The organism is Streptomyces sp. NRRL B-3229, from assembly GCF_000719505.1.
GTDB classification, from domain to species: Bacteria; Actinomycetota; Actinomycetes; order Streptomycetales; family Streptomycetaceae; genus Streptomyces; species Streptomyces griseorubiginosus.
Genome location: NZ_JOGP01000001.1, coordinates 374,039 through 395,821, shown reverse-complemented (window position 1 = coordinate 395,821; position 21,783 = coordinate 374,039). Strand labels below are relative to the sequence as shown.

At 73.4% G+C, this 21,783-nt stretch carries 14 protein-coding genes; 9 read left to right on the top strand and 5 right to left on the bottom strand.

Annotation, left to right across the window (positions count from 1 at the left end; translation table 11 throughout):
* The first annotated feature begins 27 nt into the window (after positions 1-27).
* Positions 28-780 carry a class I SAM-dependent methyltransferase gene (locus IF54_RS0101740; protein WP_030313651.1) on the top strand — a complete coding sequence of 251 codons (753 nt, stop codon included), beginning with the start codon at positions 28-30 and terminating at the stop codon, positions 778-780.
* Here IF54_RS0101740 and IF54_RS39325 read toward each other — a convergent pair.
* Complete coding sequence (locus IF54_RS39325; RefSeq protein WP_159002052.1) at positions 738-4,010, bottom strand: tetratricopeptide repeat protein; 3,273 nt, start codon at positions 4,008-4,010, stop codon at positions 738-740. The genes IF54_RS0101740 and IF54_RS39325 overlap by 43 nt on opposite strands.
* Before the next feature lie 661 nt (positions 4,011-4,671).
* On the opposite strand from IF54_RS39325, the gene cyc2 reads away from it, so the two are divergent.
* The 5 genes from cyc2 to IF54_RS0101710 all read left to right on the top strand — a co-directional run bounded on the left by cyc2 (position 4,672) and on the right by IF54_RS0101710 (position 10,945).
* On the top strand, positions 4,672-6,834 hold the full coding sequence (gene cyc2 / locus IF54_RS0101730; RefSeq protein WP_030313649.1) for a germacradienol/geosmin synthase Cyc2: 2,163 nt from the start codon (positions 4,672-4,674) through the stop codon (positions 6,832-6,834).
* A gap of 348 nt (positions 6,835-7,182) precedes the next feature.
* A complete protein-coding gene (locus tag IF54_RS0101725) occupies positions 7,183-7,773 on the top strand; it encodes a PDZ domain-containing protein (RefSeq protein ID WP_030313647.1) in 591 nt (196 codons plus the stop codon).
* Positions 7,774-8,131: 358 nt separating this feature from the next.
* Complete coding sequence (locus IF54_RS0101720; RefSeq protein ID WP_030313645.1) at positions 8,132-9,256, top strand: aminopeptidase P family protein; 1,125 nt, start codon at positions 8,132-8,134, stop codon at positions 9,254-9,256.
* A gap of 49 nt (positions 9,257-9,305) precedes the next feature.
* Positions 9,306-10,271: an aminoglycoside phosphotransferase family protein gene (locus tag IF54_RS0101715; RefSeq protein WP_030313643.1), complete on the top strand. Its 966-nt coding sequence runs from the start codon at positions 9,306-9,308 to the stop codon at positions 10,269-10,271.
* Between the two features lie 146 nt (positions 10,272-10,417).
* Entirely contained in the window at positions 10,418-10,945 is a 528-nt protein-coding gene (locus tag IF54_RS0101710; protein ID WP_030313641.1) for a hypothetical protein, read from the top strand.
* A gap of 50 nt (positions 10,946-10,995) precedes the next feature.
* On the opposite strand, the gene treZ is transcribed toward IF54_RS0101710, so the two are convergent.
* Positions 10,996-12,741 carry a malto-oligosyltrehalose trehalohydrolase gene (gene treZ / locus IF54_RS0101705; protein ID WP_030313639.1) on the bottom strand — a complete coding sequence of 582 codons (1,746 nt, stop codon included), beginning with the start codon at positions 12,739-12,741 and terminating at the stop codon, positions 10,996-10,998.
* A 172-nt stretch (positions 12,742-12,913) separates the two neighbouring features.
* On the opposite strand from treZ, the gene IF54_RS0101700 reads away from it, so the two are divergent.
* The 3 genes from IF54_RS0101700 to IF54_RS0101690 all read left to right on the top strand — a co-directional run bounded on the left by IF54_RS0101700 (position 12,914) and on the right by IF54_RS0101690 (position 15,387).
* A complete protein-coding gene (locus IF54_RS0101700; protein ID WP_020133691.1) occupies positions 12,914-13,465 on the top strand; it encodes a DUF1707 and FHA domain-containing protein in 552 nt (183 codons plus the stop codon).
* Between the two features lie 138 nt (positions 13,466-13,603).
* The gene (locus IF54_RS0101695; RefSeq protein WP_030313638.1) at positions 13,604-14,968 is read left to right on the top strand and encodes a M14 family zinc carboxypeptidase; all 1,365 of its coding nucleotides are present in this window, start codon (positions 13,604-13,606) and stop codon (positions 14,966-14,968) included.
* Positions 14,965-15,387 carry an SSI family serine proteinase inhibitor gene (locus IF54_RS0101690; protein ID WP_030313636.1) on the top strand — a complete coding sequence of 141 codons (423 nt, stop codon included), beginning with the start codon at positions 14,965-14,967 and terminating at the stop codon, positions 15,385-15,387. The genes IF54_RS0101695 and IF54_RS0101690 overlap by 4 nt, the downstream gene beginning before the upstream one ends.
* A gap of 44 nt (positions 15,388-15,431) precedes the next feature.
* Here the strand turns inward: IF54_RS0101690 and IF54_RS0101685 are convergent, their stop codons facing one another.
* The 3 genes from IF54_RS0101685 to glgX all read right to left on the bottom strand — a co-directional run bounded on the left by IF54_RS0101685 (position 15,432) and on the right by glgX (position 21,707).
* A complete protein-coding gene (locus tag IF54_RS0101685; protein ID WP_030313634.1) occupies positions 15,432-16,688 on the bottom strand; it encodes a M14 family zinc carboxypeptidase in 1,257 nt (418 codons plus the stop codon).
* 464 nt (positions 16,689-17,152) lie between these two features.
* Complete coding sequence (gene treY / locus IF54_RS0101680; protein WP_030313631.1) at positions 17,153-19,510, bottom strand: malto-oligosyltrehalose synthase; 2,358 nt, start codon at positions 19,508-19,510, stop codon at positions 17,153-17,155.
* A gap of 70 nt (positions 19,511-19,580) precedes the next feature.
* Complete coding sequence (gene glgX, locus IF54_RS0101675; protein ID WP_030313629.1) at positions 19,581-21,707, bottom strand: glycogen debranching protein GlgX; 2,127 nt, start codon at positions 21,705-21,707, stop codon at positions 19,581-19,583.
* Between the last annotated feature and the right edge of the window lie 76 nt (positions 21,708-21,783).

Sequence of the window (21,783 nt, the reverse complement as noted above, 5' to 3'; positions counted from 1 at the left end):
GCCGACGGGCAGCGAAAGAGGACCCCATTGACCCCGCGGTACCTGAGCAATCCTGGGGAGCCCGTCTACGACGTGGACGCACGCCGCTACCTCGACGTCACCGACCCGCGTGACGAGGCCGACCTCCACGACGTGTTCACGGACATCTACCGCACCAACCGCTGGGGTTCCGACGAGACCCGCTCCGGACCGGGCTCCGAGCTGCAACGCATGAAGCGGGTCATCGCCCGACTCGGGCTCCTCATCGCGGACTTGGGCGTCCGGTCGGTACTGGACGCGCCCTGCGGCGACTTCAACTGGATGCGACACGTCGACCTGCACGGCGCCACCTACCTCGGCGGCGACGTCGTAGCGGAACTCGTGGCGGCCAACAGCGCCGACCACTCCGCGCCCGGGCGGGAGTTCCAGCTGCTCGACTTCACCGCGCAGCCCGTGCCGCGCGTCGACCTCATCGTGTGCCGGGACGCCCTCGTGCACTTCTCCTACCAGCATGTCGTGGAGGCGCTGACCCGGTTCCGGGAGAGCGGCTCGCGCTATCTGCTCACCACGACCTTCTCCCGGACCCCGGCCAACACCGACATCGTGACCGGCTGGTGGCGACCCATCGACCTGTGCAAGGCGCCCTTCGGTCTGCCCGAGCCGCTCCAGGTCATCGGCGACGAGGAGTCCGACGACTTCTACGACGACAAGGTGCTCGCGCTCTGGGACCTCGGGCAGATCCCGGCCCGCTTCCCGGGCTACGAACCGGCGGCTGCCGAGTCGGGGTCGCGGGGCGTCTGATCCCCCTCCGCGGCCCGCAGCCGGGCCAGCGCCTCCCCTGCGGCCAGGGTCCGCGGATGCCGTGCCCCCAGCACCTCCTCGCAGACCTCCCGTACCTCGGTGAACTCCGCTCTCGCCTGGATGAGTTCACCCTTGAGGCAGAGCAGGTCGGCCAGGTTGTGCCGGACCGCCAGGGTCCCCGGGTGCCGTGGGCCCAGCGTCTCCACGCAGTCCGCGAGCACCGTGCGGTACTCCGCCTCCGCCCGCTCGACATGTCCGCGCAGATGCAGGACGTGCGCGGCGCCGTGCCGTACGGACAGGGTCAGCAGGTGCTGCTCGCCGAGCACGGTCCGCCGGGCCTCGTAGACCTCCCTGAACTCCTGTTCCGCGGCCGCCAGCCGGCCCTGGTCCTTGAGCAGGTCGGCGAGGTTGTGGCGGACCGCCAGCGTGCCGGGGTGACGGGGTCCCAGGGTGTCGACGCAGTCCGCGAGGACCGTGCGGTACTCGGTCTCCGCCCGGTCGGTGCGGCCCCGCAGATGCAGGACGTGCGCGGCGCCGTGCCGTACCGACAGTGTCAACAGGTGCTGCTCGCCCAGCACTTCACGCCGCGCCGCGTACACCTCCCTGAACTCCGCCTCCGCTGCCTCCAGTTGCCCCCGCTCCATCAGCAGGTCGGCCAGGTTGTGGCGGACCTCCAGGGTGTGCGGGTGCATGTCGCCGAGCAGCCGGCGCTGCACCTCGAAGACCTCCCGGAACTCCGTCTCCGCGTCCCCGGGCCAGCCCCGGTCGCGCAGCACCGTGGCCAGGCCGTACCGGGCGGACACGGTCTCGGGGTGATCCTCGCCGTAGGCCTCGGCGCGCGTCGCGAGCACGGTGCGGAACTCCTGCTCGGCCTCGGCCAGCAGGCCCCGGTCGCGCAGCACGCCGGCGAGGTCGTGCCGGACCGCGAGCGTGCTCGGGTGGCGTTCGCCCAGCACCCGCGTGCACACCTGGAGCGTCTCCCGCAGCTCCGCCTCGGCCTGGCCGAACATGCCGCGCTCGTGCAGCACCTGGGCCATCTCGTGCCGGGTGGCCAGGGTGTCGGGGTGGTGGGCGCCGAGCGTCTCCCGGTAGGCGTCCAGCAGCAGGCGGTACTCCTCCTCGGCCTCCGCCAGCAGCCCCCGGTAGCGGGCCATCCACGCCACCCCCTTGCGGGCGGCGAGGGTCCCGGGGTCGCGCTCGCCCAGCAGGGCCCGGCGCGTGGCGTGCACCGCGCGGTACTCGGTCTCCGCCTCGACCGGGCGGCCCCGGCCGTGCAGCAGGTTCGCGAGCGCGTACCGGGCGTCCGCGGTCTCGCCGGAAGCGTCGCCGAACAGGGCCCGGGTGTCCGCCAGCACCGTGCGGAACAGCGACTCGGCCGCCGCCAGCCGGCCGCGCATGTGCAGCAAGTGGGCCGCGGCGGCGCGTACTTCGAGCGCGTCGGGATCATTCGGGCCGCACGCGAGCACCACCGGCTCGCAGGCGTCGAGCACCTCCTCCGCACGGTCCAGCCAGCCCCGCCGGAACAGATGCCGGGCCCCGGCCGCCGCCGCCCTGAGCGCCTTGGAGACCAGCTCGTCCTCGGCCTCGTACGGGTCGCCCATCAGGGCCAGCGGGGCGTCGCAGTGCGGGAGCAGCAGCCGCCAGCGCGGCCAGTCGCGCGGGTCGTCCTCGCTCAGCTCGGCGGTGGCGCACACGACCAGGTCGGCGACGACGGCCGCGTACTCCTCCCAGTGCTCGGCGAGGTCCCGCTGGAGCCGGCCGGCGTCCCGGACCAGCGGATGCAGCACCAGGGTGCGGGCGTGGTCGTCGCCGCCGGGCGGGGTGTGCAGTTCGACCAGGCCGAAGTCGGCGAGCGCGGTGAGCGCGGTGTACAGCTCCTGCGGTGTGACGCCGGGCAGCAGCGAGGAGGCCGCCAGCCGGTCCGGGCGTAACAGACCGACCAGCGGCACCGGAGCCTCGCCCAGGCAGCACAGCAGCCGCATCAGCGGCCGGGCCTGGGCGATGCCCCGCCGCTCCAGGAGGTCAAGGGACAGCTCCCAGGTGCCGGTCACCGGGACCGAGTAGGTGCCGCCCTGCTGCCCGGGCGGACGTTCGTCGAGGAGTTCGGTGAAGCGCTCGTCGAGGGCCACGCGGTAGTCGGCGTACGTCCGTACGGTCGTCGTGCCCGGCCAGGCGGGGAAGGCGGAGGCCGCCGCGAGGTGCGAGCCGGCGATGCGCAGCGCCAGCGGCAGCCCGCCGAGCCGCCGGGTCAGCATCCGGGCGTCCTCGCGGGAACCGGCCCGCTCCCCGGCGAGGTCCCAGAGCACCTCGGTCGCGTCGTCCTCCTCCAGGGCGTCCACGGAGTGCAGCGTGGCCCACGGCCCCCAGGTCGTCGGGCTGCTGTCCCGGCTGGTGATCAGCACCAGTCCCGGCAGCTCGGCGGCGGGCCGGATCCAGCCCGTGCCCTCCGCCAACCGGCCGTAGGGCGCGAGGTGTTCGGGCTCGTCGGCGTTGTCCACCACCAGCAGCCAGGGGCTCGCGGTGTCGCACAGCCGACGCCACAGCAGGTCGGTCGCGCTCGAACGCCCCGACCAGGCACGGTCGATGAGATCGGCGGGGGTGCCGAGCGCCGCCACCACCTCGCGCATGCCCGCGCTCAGCGCGGCGGGGTTCTTCGCCGTCACCCACCACACGTCGACGTTGAGGGCGGCGGCGTGGGCGGCGATCTCCAGGGCGACCGTGGTCTTTCCGCTGCCGCCCATGCCGTGCAGCACCCGCACACCCGAAGTCGGCTTGCCCACCAGCTGCTTGAGGGTGTCGAGGAGCGGTCCACGGCCGCGCACCCGGCGGTCGAGGCGGCCCAGCGGAGGCGCCACGGTCAGCGCGCCCGGGGCGCGGGCGGGCTCCAGCGGGGCCGCGGGCTGCTGGGCCTGGATGAAGACCGGGCGGACCACACCGGAGAACTCCTGCACGAACTCGGCCAGCAGCCCGGCCAGTTCCGGATTCCGGTCCAGCAGCCCGCGCAGGGTGCTGCCCCACTCCTCCCGCTGCTGTCGCAGGATGACCTGCTGCCGCCCCGGCGGCGCCGCGTCCAGCTCCGCCCGGGCCGCCTCCAGCCGCTCCACGTCCTCCCGGCGCAGGAACCGCGCGATCCGGTGCCTGGCCGCCTGCCAGGCGTCCGTGGTCATCAGCCCCACCATCGTGCCCGCGGCGGCGGCAGCGGTCTGGGTGAACAATTCTGCCCCGAACATCGAGGACCCCCTGTCGGCACACACCTCGACGGCTACGTCCGAACCCCTCTCCCGATTTCAGGTTCTCATGTCACGCGGTACGGAAGGGACTTGATCCTGCCGATGACGTCAAAGAGGGGCGATGACGTCAAGGAGGAAGGGATGAGAAGAGATCGTCGCGTTGTCGGCCCGGGCCTATCAGCCGGAACTTGACGGCGTCCCCGTTCGGTGAGCCGGGGTTCGGCAGCCGCCGGCTCAGGTGCTGGTGCCGCCGGGTTCGAGGCCGCCGTACGTCGCCCGGCGGCGGTTGTGGGGTGGAGCCCCGAGTGCCGAGCGTCGAGCGGGTGCGCGGTGCCGGGGGAGCAGCGGGAGCCGGGGGCGCGAAGTCCGGCGGGATCTCCCGAGCGACCCGGCCGGGCGTGGCGGGCCGTGCGGCGGTGGCAGCCGGCAGCCACAGCGAGCACGAGGTGCGCCGGGGATCGTCCTGGACCTGCCGGTGGGTCTCCCCGGGCGTCGGGGCCGGGTCGCCGTCCGGGGGCTGCCCGAGTCCGTGGCCCCGCGCGGAGCGGGGAACGTCACAAACCCCCTCCACCGTGCCCGGGTTCAGCCCCGATTCACGCGATGGTGTGATCATGTCCCGGCTCGCGGATGGCGCTTGAGGGCCCTGGGTAGGGCCCGGCTCATGACGCAGCAGCCCTTCGAACTCCCGCACTTCTACATGCCGTACCCCGCGCGGCTGAACCCGCACGTCGACGAGGCGCGCGCCCACTCGACCGCGTGGGCGCGCGAGATGGGCATGCTGGAGGGGTCCGGGATCTGGGAGCAGTCCGACCTCGACGCGCACGACTACGGCCTGCTCTGCGCCTACACACACCCCGACTGCGACGGCCCCGCGCTCTCGTTGATCACCGACTGGTACGTGTGGGTGTTCTTCTTCGACGACCACTTCCTGGAGACCTTCAAGCGCACGCAGGACCGCGCCGGCGGCAAGGCCTATCTCGACCGGTTGCCCCTGTTCATGCCGATGGACCTGTCGACCCCGATGCCCGAGCCGGAGAACCCGGTCGAGGCGGGCCTCGCCGACCTGTGGACGCGGACCGTGCCGTCGATGTCCGTCGACTGGCGGCGCCGATTCGCCGTCGCCACCGAGCATCTGCTCAACGAGTCCCTGTGGGAGCTGTCCAACATCAACGAGGGGCGGATCGCCAACCCCGTCGAGTACATCGAGATGCGCCGCAAGGTCGGCGGCGCCCCCTGGTCGGCCGGCCTGGTGGAGTACGCGACGGCCGAAGTCCCGGCGGCGGTCGCCGGGTCACGACCGCTGCGCGTCCTGATGGAGACCTTCTCCGACGCCGTCCACCTGCGCAACGACCTGTTCTCCTACCAGCGCGAGGTCGAGGACGAGGGCGAACTCAGCAACGGCGTCCTGGTCCTGGAGACCTTCTTCGGCTGCACCACTCAGGAGGCCGCCGACACCGTCAACGACGTCCTCACCTCCCGCCTCCACCAGTTCGAGCACACCGCGCTGACCGAGGTACCCGCCGTCGCCCTGGAGGAAGGTCTTTCCCCGGCCGAGGTCGCTGCCGTCGCCAAGTACACGCAGGGACTCCAGGACTGGCAGTCCGGCGGCCACGAATGGCACATGCGCTCCAGCCGCTACATGAACGCCCGGGCCGAGACCACCTCCCCCTGGCAGAACCTGACCGGCCCCGGCACCTCGGCCGCCGACGTCGGCGCCCTGCTCGCCGCGGCCGGCGCGGAGCGGCTGCGCGCCCACACGCATGTGCCGTTCCAGAAGGTCGGGCCGTCACTGCTGCCCGACTTCCACATGCCGTTCCAGGTCGAGCACAGCCCCCACCTGCCGGGCGCCCGGCCCCGCCTCACCGCGTGGATGCACCGCATGGGCATGCTCCAGGAGGGCGTCTGGGACGAGGACCGGCTCGACGCGGCCGACCTCCCGCTGTGTGCTGCGGGCATCGACCCGGACGCGAGCGCCGAGGCCCTCGACCTCAGCTCGCACTGGCTGGCCTGGGGCACCTACGGCGACGACTACTACCCCCTCGTCTACGGAGCCCGCCGCGACCTCGCCGCCGCCCGCCTCACCACCCACCGTCTCTCGCAGTGCATGCCCCTCGACGGCGAGCAGACCCTCGTGCCCGTCAACGGCATGGAACGGGGCCTGACCGATCTGTGGGCCCGCACCACGGCCGAGATGACCCCCGACCAGCGGCGCACCCTCAAGGACTCCGTGAACGCGATGACCGAGAGCTGGGTGTGGGAGCTGGCCAACCAGATCCACCACCGCGTCCCCGACCCCGTCGACTATCTGGAGATGCGGCGCGCCACCTTCGGCTCCGACCTCACCATGAGCATGTGCCGGATGGGCCACGGCCCCGCCGTCCCGCCCGAGGTCTACCGCAGCGGACCGGTCCGCTCCCTGGAGAACGCCGCCGTCGACTACGCCTGTCTGCTCAACGACGTCTTCTCGTACCAGAAGGAGATCGAGTACGAGGGCGAGATCCACAACGCGATCCTCGTCGTGCAGAACTTCTTCGGCATCGACTACCCGACCGCGCTGCGGGTCGTCCATGACCTGATGACCCAGCGCATGCAGCAGTTCGAGCACGTCGCCGCGAACGAACTGCCCGTCGTGTACGACGACTTCGGGCTCTCGGAGGAGGCACGCGAGGTGATGCGCGGCTATGTGACCGACCTCCAGCACTGGATGGCGGGCATCCTGCACTGGCACCGCACGGTCGACCGCTACAAGGCCGACTACCTGGCCGGCCGCACCCACGGCTTCCTCCCGGACAGGGCCCCGACGACACTGCCGGTGGCGGGCTGACGGGACTGCGGTGGGCGGGGCGCACGGAGTCGGCCGGGGCACGCGGAGTCGGTCGGGAGCGGGCGGGTCGGTCGGTGGGGGCTGGCGGGTCGGTCGGGAGCGGGCGGGTCGGTGGGGGCTGGCGGGTCGGTCGGGGGCGGGGTGCCCGCCCGCGTCGGGTTCCGCGACCGTCCGGCGCCCGCACGCCGCTCTCCGCGCGGCTGCGCGGAGCGCCGCGGCCCCCCGGGACCTGCTGGTTCCGGCCGCTTCCCACTCCTGACCACCCGTCAGTCTCACTCGTTCGTGGCTCGTCACGCGCCCGCGCGCCGGGTAGTCACCACCCGGTGGTGATCCAGCCGGAGGCGATCCATGGAACAGACAGCGTTGCGCCCCAAGCCGATGCCCGGTCAGGAGACCGGCGGTGGCAGGAAGCCCGGGTCCGCCCGGCGCCCGCACGCCGCGCGCCGGCGCGGACGCCGGTTCACGAGCGTGCTGTCCGGCTTGCTCGTCGCGGCCGTCCTGGTGCTGTCGGGGGTGGGCCTCGGCACGGTGGGCACCACTCTGATCGGCATGGGCAGACTGGCCGAACTCCAACGGCAGGTCGGCCTGAGCCCGGGCGGCCCGTCCACCCCGGCGCACCCGGGTCCCGCCCGGCCGTCCGCGACACCGACGTCCGCCCCCTCGGCCGCGCCCGCCGTCGCGACGCTCGGTCTGGAGGTCGTGGACGCCGAGAAGGCGGGCGCGCTGGTCGTCGGTGTCCATGTCCCGGGTCCGGGCTACACGGCGGGCCTGGTCCGCGGTGACGTACTGCTCGTGTTCGGCCGTACCCGCATCGACACGGCCGACGACCTCGCGCGAGCCGTCGCCCACGCCCGCTCCGGCCGCGAGATCGTACTGACGGTCCGCCACCGCAGCGGGGGCTACCAGCAGCTGACGGCGGTACCGGGCGTGGTGACGTGAACCCCCGCATGGCACCGCGACCCCGCCAAGCGGCGCCGGGCCGTGGGTAATGCCGTTCAGTCCCTCGAGGTGCGCCTCGGCCCTCAAGCTCTCTTCGTCGCGCTCCGTCACCGGTCGGCCTCTCATGGTGGCGAGCGCCCCTTCACCAGCTCCCGCGCGAGCGGGCCCCGGCGCCCGGGACCCGTCTCCGGGCACCGTACTGCTGCTTGCGGCCCTCCACAGCCGTAGGAGCCCGGCAGCCCGTCGCGAGGCAGCGCACTTTTCGCGCTCCGCCCGAAAACCACGCAACCGGCTCGCGCGCCCCACGCCGTGCGGGCAGGATGCTGCCCAAGACCCACACCCGCCCAGGGAGGCCCCGATGACCGGCACCGCAGCGCCCTTCGCCGCCGACGACTACCGGGCCCGCATGGAGCGCGCGGCCCGGTCGGCCGCCGAGGCAGGGCTCGCTGGACTGCTGGTGGCCCCGGGACCGGACCTGGTGTGGCTCACCGGCTACGCGCCCCCCGCCGCCACCGAACGCCTCACCTTGCTCGTCCTCGCCCCCGGCCAGGACCCCGTCCTGGTCGTCCCCGCCCTGGAGGCCCCGGACGCCGCCAAGGCCGTCGGCGCGAGCGCCCTGGCCCTGCGGGACTGGACCGACGGCAAGGACCCCTACGCCGTCACCGCCCCCCTCCTGGACGCCGGCGGCCGGTTCGGGATCAGCGACAACGCCTGGGCCATGCACCTGCTGGGCCTCCAGAAGGCGCTGCCCGGCACGTCGTACGCCGCGCTCACCGAGGCCCTTCCGATGCTGCGGGCGGTCAAGGACCGGGCGGAGCTGGAGCTGCTGGCGGCCGCGGGGGCGGCGGCCGACGCGGCGTTCGAGGAGATCCGGAAGCTTCCCTTCGGCGGCCGCCGGGAGTCCGAGGTCGCCGCGGACCTCGCCGACCTGCTGCGCCGCTTCGGCCACTCCCAGGTCGACTTCACCATCGTCGCCTCCGGCCCGAACGGCGCCAACCCGCACCACGAGGTGGGTGACCGGGTCATCGAACGCGGTGACATGGTCGTCCTCGACTTCGGCGGCCTCAAGGACGGCTACGGCTCCGACACCTCCCGCACGGTCCACGTCGGCGAACCCACCGACGAGGAACGCCGGGTGCACGACCTCGTCCGCGCCGCCCAGGAGGCGGGCTTCCACGCGGTGCGGCCCGGAGCTGCCTGTCAGGAGGTCGACCGGGCCGCCCGCGCGGTGATCGCCGACGCCGGCTACGGCGAGTACTTCATCCACCGCACCGGGCACGGCATCGGCGTGACCACGCACGAACCGCCGTACATGATCGAGGGCGAGGAACAGCCCCTCGTGCCGGGGATGTGCTTCTCCGTGGAACCCGGTGTCTATCTGCCGGGCCGTTTCGGGGTACGCATCGAGGACATCGTCACCGTCACCGAGAACGGCGGCCACAGGCTCAACGACACCACCCGCGAGATGGTCATAGTGGACTGACCCGACCCCAGGAGTCCCCTCCACCCCCCCCGAGCGACTACGGCGCGACATGACCCAGGCACCGACACCCACCGCGGACACGGTCCGCCGACTGGTCCGTTCCCTGCTCAAGGACGGGCCGTCGCTCAAGGACGGCACGTCCGACACCGGCGGGCCCGAGCTTCGGCCCGTCGCCGAGAGCGGCGCGCACTCCACCTGGTGGGTCGGCGCCCGCCATGTGCTGCGGCTGTCCGAGGACCGCGCGGCCACCGCCCGCCGACGCCGCGAACTGCGCGTGCGCGACCTGGTGCGCCCGCACGTCCCGGTCGCGGTGCCGACCAGCGTGGCAGAGGGCGAGTGGGCGCCCGGTCTCGTCTACACGCTGGACACCAAGGTCCCCGGCGGCTCGGCGGAGGAGCACGACGTCTCCGCCGTCGGCGAGGCCGACCTGGCCGGGCTCCTCACCGGGCTGCGCGAGGTGCCCGTACGGCAGGCCGAGGCGCTCGGCGTCCCGCGCGTCGCCCCGCGCTCACTGGAGGCGCTGCGCCGGGAGGCCGCCCGGGCCGCCGAGCTCCTGCGCAAGGCCGACGAGTTCGACCCGGCCCGGTTCCAGCAGCTCACCTCGGCCGCCGCGGTCCAGCTCGCCGCGCAGCCCGGCAGCGCGGTCCTCGTGCACCACGCCCTGACCGGTGAGCACCTCGTGGTCAGTGCCGACGGCCGGGTGCGGGGTGTGCTCGACTGGACCGACACGGTCGTCGGTGACCCCGCCGAGGACATCGCGGGCCTCGCCCTGGCCGTCGGCGCGCCCGCCGCCGTCCGGGCCGCCACCCTCGCCGGGTACGGAGCCCGCCCCTGCCTGCGCGGTCTCTGGCTGGCCCGCTGCGACACGGTGATCCACCTCGCCGCGGACCTGAAACGCGGGGAGGAAGCACCCCTGGGGCTGCTGAGGGCCCGGCTGGGCCGCGCCTGGGAGGCGATCCTGCTGGAGCGGGTCACCGAGCTGCGGGACGAGGGCTCGGACGACGCGGAGCCGTAGGGGCTCCACCTGTGGGCCGCTCCACCAGTAAGGCGCTCCACCCGTGGGTGGGCTCCCCCCTCAGACCGTCTCCACCTGCGTATTTCCACCCTCCGTCCACCCCTGGGCCGAGGCGCACGACCGTGCCCCAGCCGGATAGTCGGAGCATGACGATCTCCGACTGGCTCATCGACGTGGCACTCCTTCTCGTGGTCTTCCGGCAGCTCCGCGAGGAGAGACTGACCCCCCGCACGGTCCTGCTGCCCCTCGCGCTGATCACCTGGGCCGGGACCACCTACCTCCACCACATCCCCACGGCGGGCAACGACGAGCTGCTGATCGCGCTGTTCGCCGCAACCGGAGTCGCCTTCGGCCTGGCGGGGGGCCTGATCACCCGCGTGCGGTTCGCCGACGGACACATACGCGTCAAGGCGACGTGGGGCGCGGCGGCCCTGTGGGTGGTCAGCATGGGCTTCCGCCTCGGTTTCGCGGTCTGGACCTCCCACGCCTCCGGTGCGGCGCACGTCGCCCGCTTCTCCGCCGACCACGACATCACCAGTGGACAGCCCTGGGTGGCCGCCCTGATCCTCATGGCCTTCGGCGAGGTCATCGTCCGCCTCGGCGTCATCGTCGCCCGCGGCCTGCGCATACGGGATGGCCACCAGGGAGCGCCGGCCGTGCCCGCTCTCGCCTGAGGAGGGGCACGCCGGGCAGCAACGGGGGAGGCGAAGCGGTATCCGTGAGGTCAGGCCTGGAGCAGCACCACGCACGACTCGCCGGGAACATGAAGCACTCCGTCCGCGCCCGGCGCCTCCACCGGCTCCCAGGCCGCCAGGACGTGGGCCTCGCGGGGCCCGAGGGGGATGGCCGCCGTCGACTTCGCGAGGTTCACGGCGACCCGGACGTCCCCGCGCCGGAAGGCCAGCCAGCGCCGGCCCTCGTCATGGGCGATCTTGGTGTCGGCGAGGTCGGGGTCGGTGAGGTCCGGGTGTTCGTGGCGCAGCGTAAGGAGCCGGCGGTACCAGGCCAGCACCCGCGCGTGGGGCTCCCGGTCGAGCTCGGACCAGTCGAGGCAGGAGCGGTCCCGGGTCGCCGGGTCCTGAGGGTCGGGCACGTCCTCCTCCGCCCAGCCGTGCTCCGCGAACTCCCGCCGCCGCCCCCGCCGTACGGCCTCGGCGAGTTCGGGATCGGTGTGGTCGGTGAAGAACTGCCAGGGGGTGCCCGCCGCCCACTCCTCGCCCATGAACAGCATGGGGGTGAAGGGCGCGGTCAGCACCAGCGCCGCCGCGCAGGCCGCCAGGCCGGGGGAGAGGGACGCCGCCAGCCGGTCGCCCTGGGCGCGGTTGCCGATCTGGTCGTGGGTCTGGGAGTAGCCGAGCAGCCGGTGCCCGGCCGTGCGGGTGCGGTCCAGCGGACGTCCGTGGCTGCGGCCCCGGAAGCTGGACCAGGTGCCGTCGTGGAAGTAGCCGCCGGTGAGGGTCTTGGCGAGCGAGGCCAGGGGTGCGCGGGCGAAGTCGGCGTAGTAGCCCTGGGACTCGCCGGTGAGCGCGGTGTGCAGGGCGTGGTGGAAGTCGTCGTTCCACTGCGCGTGCAGCCCGAGGCCCCCCTCGGCGCGGGGGGTGATGAGGCGGGGGTCGTTGAGATCGGACTCCGCGATCAGGAACAGCGGCCGCCCCAGGTCGGCGGCGAGCGCGTCGACCGCCGTCGACAGCTCCTCCAGGAAGTGGCAGGCGCGGGTGTCCGCCAGCGCGTGCACGGCGTCCAGGCGCAGTCCGTCGATCCGGTAGTCCCGCAGCCAGGAGAGCGCGCTGCCCAGCAGATACGCGCGCACCTCGTCCGAGCCCGGCGCGTCCAGGTTGACCGCGGAACCCCAGGGAGTGTGATGCGTGTCCGTGAAGTACGGCCCGAAGGCGGGCAGGTAGTTGCCCGAGGGGCCCAGGTGATTGTGCACCACGTCGAGCACCACCCCGAGGCCCAGTTCATGCGCGCGGTCGACGAAACGCTTCAGGGCCTCGGGGCCGCCGTAGGGCTCGTGCACCGCCCACAGGGAGACCCCCTCGTATCCCCAGCCGTGCCGCCCCGGGAAGGGGCACAGGGGCATCAACTCGACGTGGCTCACGCCGAGTTCGACGAGGTGCTCGAGGCGGGCGGCGGCCGCGTCCAGGGTGCCCTCGGGGGTGTAGGTGCCCACGTGCAGCTCGTACAGGACCGCGCCCGGCAGGGGGCGGCCGGTCCACCGGCTGCGCCAGGCGTAGCGCTCGTGCTCGACGACCGCGCTGAGCCCGTCCGGTCCGTCCGGCTGGCGCCGCGAGCGCGGATCGGGCAGCACCGGGCCGTCGTCCAGCGCGAAGCCGTAGCGGGTGCCGTCCGCGGCCTCCGCCTCCGTCCACCACCATCCCGCGCGCTCCGGATCGCGTTCCAACGCGCGCGTGGCGCCCTCGCAATGGAGCGTCACACGGCCGGCCTGCGGTGCCCACACCTCGAACTGCACGGACGGTCCCCTTCGTCGGCTCATCCGGATCCAGCCCGTCCATGGTGCGTCAAACGCGATCAATCCGCCTCTGAATCAGCCCCTTTGCCGCAGGTGTCGTCGGGTCCGCGCGCGGGGCGGCCGTTGTCTCGTTTTCTGGACACCCGGGGTTCACTGCCCGACAATCACGAACGTGACGTCGTCCTTCGAGTTCAACACGTACCCCGCGCGGCTCTCCGACGTGGAGCGCGACAAGGCGCTGAAGGTGCTCCGTGACGGCGTCGCCATGGGCCGCCTGTCGCACGACACCTTCGTGCGCCGCATGGAACTGGCCCTCGTCGCCCGCCGGTCCGACGAACTCGCCGCGCTCACCGCCGACCTGCCCCAGGAGAACCGCGTCGCCCGGCTGGTGTTCGGCACCGTCGAGGCCGTCTCCGGCTTCACCGTACGGCTGCGCAGGGCATGGCAGGCCGAGCGGCTGCCCAAGCTGCTGCTGCCGCACCCCGGCAGCGGTCACGCGCTGCGCATCGGCCGGGACCCGGCCAACGGCCTCAGGCTGACCCACGAGACGGTCTCCCGCGTGCACGCCGAACTCAGCCGTCAGGGCGGGATGTGGGTGCTGCGCGACCTCGGCTCCACCAACGGCACCACGGTCAACGGCCGTCGGGTCATCGGTGCCGCCGTCGTCCGCGAGGGCGACCAGGTCGGGTTCGGGAGGATGGCCTTCCGGCTCGCGGTCAACTGAGGCCAAGCTCACCTCTGGCCTGGGCTTTACGTGCCGTCGTGGCCCAATGCCCTTTCCTCCGCACGGTGTTGACGTAACCGTCAAGTCGTGACTGACTGTGCGTACACCATGCACACCAGGTGAACCGACGGCACCACATTGTGGAGGTGTGCCCTGCCGCCCCTCCTCCGTTACCCGACCGCCGACGAGCTGGGCGCACGGGCCGCGTCACTCGTCGCCCGCCATCCCGCGGACGCCCGGCTGCGCCGGGTCGGCACCTCACGCGCCGGCAGCCCCCTGTGGCTGCTCTCCGTCGGCCACGGCAGCCGCCAGGCCCTCGTGGTCGCCGGACCGCACGCCAACGAGCCCGTGGGCGGCGGCACCGTCCTCAGACTCGCCGAGCGGGCCCTGGCCGACCCCCGCCTCACCGCCGGGGCCGACGCCACCTGGAACCTCCTGCTCTGCCTCGACCCCGACGGCCTGCGCCGCAACGAGGGCTGGCTGCGCGGCCCGTACTCCCTCGACCGCTACTTCCGGAAGTTCTTCCGGCCCGGCTTCGGCGAACAGCCGGAGTGGCTCCCGGACGGCGCACAGAACGCGGCGCTGCCGGAGACCCGCACCCTCCTCGCCCTCCAGGACGAGCTGCGCCCCTTCCTCCAGTGCTCCCTGCACGGCGTCGACGTCGGCGGCGGCTTCGTCGAACTCACCCGCGATCTGCCCGGCCTCGCCCGCCATGTCGCCCACACCGCCGCCGAGCTGAGCGTCCCGCGCGAGTTCGGCCCCTACGACACGCTCTACTGGCCGTGCCTGGGCCCCGCCGTCTACCGGATCCCGCCACCCCGCCGCGGTGACCTGGCCGCCGCCATAACGGAAGCCGCCGTCGAGTCGACCTGGTACCACCCGCACCCGTACGGCACCGTCACGGCCGTCGTCGAAGCCCCCATGTGGGGCGTGGCCGCCGTCGAGGACGCCGGCCTGCCGACCGACGCGGCCGCCGTGCTGCGGACCGTCAGCCACACCCTGCGCCGCGACGCGCGGCTCCTCGAGGACGTCCTGGCGCGGATCCGCCCGTACGTCTCGGACGCCCCGGACGCCGCCCGGCTGCTCGCCCCGGTCGAGGACTATTTACTGGTCTGCCCCGGGCTCGCCGACGCCTGGGACCCCGACGTCCCCGTCACCGCCCGCCCGCTGCCCCCGCTCAGCACCGGCCACCTGGCCGCCCTGCGCATCGCGGGCCGGCGCCTCGCCCTGCGCACCGCAGGACTCCTCCACCAGCTCGTGATCCGCGCGGGCACCGACCCGGCCGGCGCGCTGCCGGAGCTGGACCGGCTCATCGACCTGTGGTGCGCCGACTACCGCGACGGCTGCGGGGCCCGCTGGATCCCGGTCCCGCGCCAGATCGAGTACCAGTCCCGGGTCGTTCTCGCCGCCTTCGAACTCGCCGCACGGCACGCGCCCGCGCGCTCCCGTTCGGGTGAGCCCGGGTGGGGATCCGAGGCCGCCGTGCCGATGCATCGGGAATGACGCACACCCACACAGCGACAGCACTGCGACGAGCGGCCCGCACGGGACTGGCGGCGGCGGCCGTCCTGCTGGCCGTCGCGGCCCCCGTCTCGGCCGGGGACCGGTCCGGCGGCGACTACCTCTACCTCACGGTCACCAAGGGCGACAGCCGTTCCAGCGACACCCGCGGCACCCTCCTGCTGTGCGACCCGCCCCAGGGCCACGGCCGCGCCGCCGAGGCCTGCGCCCAGCTCGACGCGGCCGGCGGCGACATCGGCGCCCTTCCGGCCGCCGACGTGACCTGCCCGATGATCTACGCGCCGGTCACCGTCCAGGCGCGCGGACAGTGGAACGGCCGGCCCGTCGAGTACCGCCAGAGTTTCTCCAACGCGTGCTTGATGGAGGCACGGACCGGGGCGGTGTTCGCGCTGGAGAGCTGACCCGCCCGCAGAGAAGCACGGACGCACACGCGCGTGCCGCCGCGTCACCCTTGATCCGCCCGTTCCCGCGCGTGCAGCGCCACCGTCACGACCGTGCGGGCCTGGTGCTCCACCTGGTGCTCCAACGGCACCCAGCGGGCCCGGAAACGCTCCGCGAAGGCGTCGCTCCAGAGCCTGACGAGGTGTTCGAGGCGTGGCGCGGCGCGGTCGTCGTTCTCCCGGAGGACCCGCAGCAGCATGGCCGCCACCCGCAGCGGCAGCCGCCGGGAGAACGCGTCCACACTGCCGATGTAGGCCCGGGTCTCGTCGGCGGGGCGGGTGTGGATCCAGTCCGAGGCCAGCCCCGGCACCAGCTCCAGACCCCACGTGGCGGCCCGCAGCAGGGGCCCGTCCACCCCTTCGAGGCGCGGCCGCGCCTCCCCGAGCACCCGCTCCACCGTCCGCGCCTGCCGCAGCAGCCGGCCCGCCAGCCGCCGCATCGCCGCCGCCGGTGCCGGATGCGGTGCCGGATCGTCCACCAGGTCGCTCGCCCACATCGGCACCTCGACGACCGCGGTCAGACCGCCGTAGCGGTGCGCGTGGTACCAGGTGCTGTGCCGGGCGTCGTCCGGCATGCTCGGGTACGCCGACCCCGCGCCCGGCGCCGGCATCACATGCACCCCCGGCCCCGACGCCGGCCAGCCCGCCGCGTCCGAGGCACCGGTCTCCACCGGAATGTGCAACTCCGCCGCGGACTTGGCGAACGGCTCGGCGAGACCCGGGACGTCCTTCGTCAACTGCACCCAGCTGCCGCCCAGATCGGTGCCGTGCAGGGTCACCTGGAGGTAGGGCCGCAGTTCGTCGATCACCGCGGTCAGCGCACGGGTCTCGGGCGGCAGCCGGTCGGGCGGCAGCATCGACGGCGCCCACTCCGGCTGCTCCGCACCGGCCGGCCGGAAGAACCCGAGGTGGTAGTCGAACAGGCTGCGGGGCGCCGGGGTGACATGGAGACTCGCCCCGTCGGGATCCGCGCACAGCAGGAAGTGCCAGGCGGTGTCCGCCCGCAACTGCCGCTCGGCCAGCACCCGTTCGGCCACCGCCAGCGCCGCGGGGCCGCCGGTGGGTTCGTTGGCGTGGGCGCCCGCGACCACCAGGACGGCCCGCCGGGCGTGGCCGACCGACAGCAGGTGCAGGGGCCTGCCCGCGCGCGAGACACCCACCTGCCGCAGTCGGCAGACACCGGGTCGCCTGGCGGCCAACGTCCCTGCGGACAGCACAAGTTCGGGCACCGTGGGGTAGCGCAGCTCCGGCAGGAGACTCACCCCCGACATGTCCGACCGGCCTCGCAATCCGCAGTACCCCACGGTCCGGTTGAGCTGTCAAGGACGCCGAGGGGGAGGCGCCAGGGGGCGCCCGGAGGCAATGCGCCTACGGCGGGCACAACCGTGGTCGCCGAAGGGTGCCCTGGGCCCCCGTACCCGAGGCGCCGGCCCGGCGGTGACGGCAGGTCCGGTGTCCCCGTGCCGGAGCCGTCCGCCCCGCGGTGACGGCAGGTCCGGTGTCCCCGTGCCGGAGCCGTCCGCCCCGCGGTGACGGCAGGTCCGGTGTCCCCGTGCCGGAGCCGTCCGCTCGGCGGTGACGGCAGGTCCGACGACCCCGTGCCGGAGCCGTCCGCCCCGCGGTGACGGCAGGTCCGACGACCCCGTGCCGGAGCCACCCGCCCCGTGGTCACCGCAGGTCCGGTGCCCTCACGACGGGCCGGCCGTGCCCCGACGGCGGCTCGCGCTCACCCGGTCGCAGCCCTCCGCTCCAGCAGCGCCACCGGTGACGCGCCGAACAGGTCCGCCAGCCGTACCCGCCCCGAGAACTCCCGCTCCGGCACCAGCGCGTCGCTCCACACCCCGGCCGGCAGCGGCAGCACCGTCTCCCCCCAGCCACCCGCCTCCGCCAGCCGCAGCGACAGCCGGGTCACCGCCGTGAGCACCTCCCCGGAGCGCGTGAAGGCCACGCAGTGCCCCGCGGCGGGTCCCTCGGCGGCCAGCGGCTCATAGGCCGCCGACGCCCCGAAGACCTCCGGCCGCCGCCGGCGCAGCCGCAGCGCCGCCGCGGTGAGCGCGTCCTTGTCGCCGGAGTCCTCCGGCGGGAACCGCACGGCCCGCCGGTTGTCCGGGTCCACCAGCGCCAGGTACTCGCCCTCGGTGCCCTGGTACACGTCGGGCACCCCCGGCATGGTCAGCTGCACGAGGGCCCCACCCAGCACATTGGCCAGGATGTGCGGCCGCAGTCGGCTCCGCAGCTCGGCCACCCGCTCGCCCTGCGGCCCGCACGGCCCGGCCGCGACGAACGCCGCCACCGCCTCCTCGTACGCCGGCTCCTGCTCCGTCCAGCTCGTGTACAGGCCGGCCTCGCGCACATGCTTCAGCAGCGCCTCCCGCACCCGCCCGGGCTCCGCGGAGCCGAGCCCGAAGGCCGTCTGCCAGGCCGCCCACGCCAGTTGCGCGTCCGGCACCCCGTCACCCGTGCGCGTCACCTCCGCGAGCGTGTCCGACCACCACCCGGGGCATTCGGTGAGCACGGCCAGCGCGGCCCGCACGTCCGCGCTGCGCTTGGTGTCGTGCGTCGAGGCGACGATCCCCGTCAGCGGCCAGTCGCGCTGCACGCGCGCGCAGTACGCGTGGAACTCCTCCGGGGAGACCGCCGGGCTCCCGGGGTTCCCGCCGACCTCGGTCGCCGACAGCAGCGGCACGTACCGGTAGAACGCCGTGTCCTCCACGGACTTGGCCCGCAGCGCCGACGACGTCTGCGCGAACCGGGTCCGGAACTCCACGTGCTCCGGCCCGTCGCCGGCCCGCCCCAGCACGAGATCCCGTACGACGTCGACGGCCTCCGCCTCCTCGGGGACCGCGAAGGCGAGCCGGGCCTCGGCCGCGGCCTCCTCGGTGACCACGGCGGCGGCGTCCGAGGAGGCGTAGGGCCGGTAGACCTCCATCCGCACCAGGAGCTCCACGAGCGCGGTGCGCAGCGCCCAGGGTGCCCGGTCGCGCAACGCGGGCTCCGGGGACGCGGCGCACACGCGTACCGCCGCCCGGGTCAGCCGCTCGGTCTCGGCCGCCAGCTCGTGCGTGATCACCTTGTACGCCGCCCGTCGTACCGTCGCCGCCCAGTCGCCGCCGCGGTCCGTCTGGGGGGCCGCGAACCGCCGGTACTGGCCGAGGAGCTCCCCGAACCCGGCGGGGTCCGTGAAGAGCCCGTCGAGGTGCCGCAGGGCGTCGTAGCCGGTCGTCCCGGCCACCGGCCAGGAGGCGGGCAGGTGCTCACCGTCGGCGAGGATCTTCTCCACGACCGTCCAGCGGCCGCCGGTCGCCTCGTGCAGCCGCAGGAGATAGCCGTCGGGGTCCGCGAGGCCGTCCGGGTGGTCGATCCGCAGCCCGTCCACCACGCCCTCGTGCAGCAGCTGGAGGACCTTGCCGTGGGTGGCCTCGAACACCTCCGGGTCCTCCACCCGCACCCCGATCAGCTCGGAGATGCTGAAGAAGCGCCGGTAGTTGAGCTCCGTACGGGCCAGCCGCCACCAGCCGAGGCGGTACCACTGCGCGTCCAGGAGCTGCGGCAGCGGCAGGTCCCCGGTGCCCTCGCGGAGCGGGAAGACGTGGTCGTGGTAGCGCAGCACCTCGCCGTCCACGGTGAGGCTGCCCAGCTCCGCGCCGACCGGGCGCCCCAGCACCGGCAGCAGCACCTGGCCGTCCTGCGCCTCCCAGTCGATGTCGAACCAGCGCGCGTACGGCGACTTCGGGCCCTCCCGCAGCACCTCCCACAGGGCGCGGTTGTGGCGCGGGGCCATCGCCATGTGGTTCGGCACGATGTCCAGCACCAGGCCCAGCCCGTGCTCCCGCGCGGTGGCCGACAGCGCCCGCAGCCCGTCCTCGCCGCCCAGCTCCTCGCGCACCCGCGCGGGGTCGACGACGTCGTAGCCGTGCGTCGAACCGGGCACGGCCTCCAGGACGGGCGACAGGTGCAGATGCGAGACGCCGAGCGAGGCCAGGTAGGGCACGGCGGCCGCGGCGGCCCCGAACGGGAACTCGGGCTGCAACTGGAGCCGGTACGTGGCCGTCGGCACCGCAGGGACGGATCGCTCAGGTGTCATGCGAACCTACGTACCCGCCCTGCGGCCTTTCGTGTCATCGCTGCTCCATGTGCCCTCCCCGGGCGCCCCCCTAGACCGGCCGCTGCAACACGGTCAGGCTCCGGTCCACCAGGGTCAGCCGGTCCCCGGCCTGCACCTTCGCCCCGGTGCCGGGCGGCACCCCGTCCGGGCGGGCGGTGTCGACCACGACCTCCCACTGCCGGCCGTGGTTGACCGGCACCACGAAGTCGAGCGTCTTCGGCGAGGCGTTGAACATCAACAGGAACGAGTCGTCGGTGATCCGCTCCCCGCGCGGGCCGGGCTCGGAGATCGCGTTGCCGTTGAGGAAGACCGTCAGCGCCGAGGCCTGGGCCCGGTCCCAGTCCCGCTGGGCCATTTCCTTGCCCTCCGGGGTGAACCAGGCGATGTCGGAGAGCTCGTCATGGGTGCCCTCCACGGGCCGGCCGTGGAAGAAGCGGCGGCGCCGGAAGACCGGGTGGTCCCTGCGCAGCCACACCATCGCGCGGGTGAACTCCAGCAGCTCGCTGCCGAGCCCCGCCTCCTCGGCCCCGTCCGGCCACTGCACCCAGGCGATCTCGCTGTCCTGGCAGTAGGCGTTGTTGTTGCCGCCCTGGGTGCGGGCGAGCTCGTCGCCGTGGCTGATCATCGGCACGCCCTGGGAGAGCATCAGCGTGGCGACGAAGTTGCGCATCTGCCGGGCGCGCAGCTCCCGCACCGCCGGGTCGTCGGTCTCGCCCTCCACCCCGCAGTTCCAGGACCGGTTGTGGCTCTCGCCGTCCCGGTTGTCCTCCCCGTTGGCCTCGTTGTGCTTGTCGTTGTACGAGACCAGGTCACGCAGGGTGAAACCGTCGTGGCAGGTGACGAAGTTGATCGAGGCGAGCGGTCGCCGCCCGTCGTCCTGGTACAGGTCGGAGGAGCCGGTCAGCCGGGACGCGAACTCCGCGAGCGCGCGGCCCTCGCCCCGCCACAGGTCCCGGACGGTGTCGCGGTACTTGCCGTTCCACTCCGTCCACAGCGGCGGGAAGTTGCCCACCTGGTAGCCGCCCTCGCCCACGTCCCACGGCTCGGCGATCAGCTTCACCTGGGAGACCACCGGGTCCTGCTGCACCAGGTCGAAGAACGACGACAGCCGGTCCACCTCGTGGAACTGCCGGGCCAGAGTCGCCGCCAGGTCGAAGCGGAACCCGTCGACATGCATCTCGGTGACCCAGTACCGCAGCGAGTCCATGATCAGCTGAAGGACGTGCGGGGACCGCATCAGCAGGGAGTTCCCGGTGCCGGTGGTGTCCATGTAGTACCGCTGGTCGTCGGTCAGGCGGTAGTACTGCGGGTTGTCCAGGCCCTTGAAGGACAGGGTCGGGCCCAGGTGGTTGCCCTCGGCGGTGTGGTTGTAGACGACGTCCAGGATGACCTCGATCCCGGCCTCGTGCAGCGCCCGGACCGCCGACTTGAACTCCAGGACCTGCTGGCCGCGGTCGCCCCAGGAGGCGTACGCGTTGTGCGGGGCGAAGAAACCGATGGTGTTGTAGCCCCAGTAGTTGTTCAGGCCCATGTCGACCAGGCGGTGGTCGTTCACGAACTGGTGGACCGGCATCAGCTCCAGCGTGGTCACGCCGAGCTCCACCAGGTGCTCGATGATCGCCGGGTGCGCGAGGGCGGCGTAGGTGCCGCGCAGCTCCTCGGGCAGCCCCGGGTGCCGCATGGTGAGGCCCTTGACGTGCGCCTCGTAGATCACCGTCTCGTGGTAGCCGATCCTGGGCCGCCGGTCGTCGCCCCAGTCGAAGTACGGGTTGACCACGACCGACGTCATGGTGTGCGGCGCCGAGTCGAGGTCGTTGCGCCGGTCGGGCGCGTCGAAGTGGTAGCCGTACACCTCCTCGCCCCAGCGGATGGAACCGCTGACCGCGCGCGCGTACGGGTCGAGCAGCAGCTTCGACGAGTTGCAGCGCAGGCCGCGCTCGGGAGCGTACGGGCCGTGCGCACGGAAGCCGTAGCGCTGTCCGGGCATCACGCCGGGCAGGTACGCGTGCCGCACGAACGCGTCGCTCTCGCGCAGTTCCACCGCCGTTTCCGAGCCGTCGTCGTGCAACAGACACAGCTCTACTCGGTCCGCGGCTTCCGTGAAGACCGCGAAGTTGGTACCGGCGCCGTCGTACGTGGCACCGAGTGGATACGCCTCTCCAGGCCAGACCTGCATGGAACGACTCTTTCAGGTGTCACGCGCCCCGTGTGGCGCCTTGGGCTCGAGTGTCCACGAAAGTGATGGAACCACC

Bases quoted from the DNA above. Each gene is read 5' to 3' on its own strand.
- IF54_RS39325 (WP_159002052.1), bottom strand. From the start codon at position 4,010: ATGTTCGGGGCAGAATTGTTCACCCAGACCGCTGCCGCCGCCGCGGGC.
- cyc2 (WP_030313649.1), top strand. From the start codon at position 4,672: ATGACGCAGCAGCCCTTCGAACTCCCGCACTTCTACATGCCGTACCCC.
- IF54_RS0101725 (WP_030313647.1), top strand. From the start codon at position 7,183: ATGGAACAGACAGCGTTGCGCCCCAAGCCGATGCCCGGTCAGGAGACC.
- IF54_RS0101720 (WP_030313645.1), top strand. From the start codon at position 8,132: ATGACCGGCACCGCAGCGCCCTTCGCCGCCGACGACTACCGGGCCCGC.
- IF54_RS0101715 (WP_030313643.1), top strand. From the start codon at position 9,306: ATGACCCAGGCACCGACACCCACCGCGGACACGGTCCGCCGACTGGTC.
- IF54_RS0101710 (WP_030313641.1), top strand. From the start codon at position 10,418: ATGACGATCTCCGACTGGCTCATCGACGTGGCACTCCTTCTCGTGGTC.
- IF54_RS0101690 (WP_030313636.1), top strand. From the start codon at position 14,965: ATGACGCACACCCACACAGCGACAGCACTGCGACGAGCGGCCCGCACG.
- treY (WP_030313631.1), bottom strand. From the start codon at position 19,510: ATGACACCTGAGCGATCCGTCCCTGCGGTGCCGACGGCCACGTACCGG.
- glgX (WP_030313629.1), bottom strand. From the start codon at position 21,707: ATGCAGGTCTGGCCTGGAGAGGCGTATCCACTCGGTGCCACGTACGAC.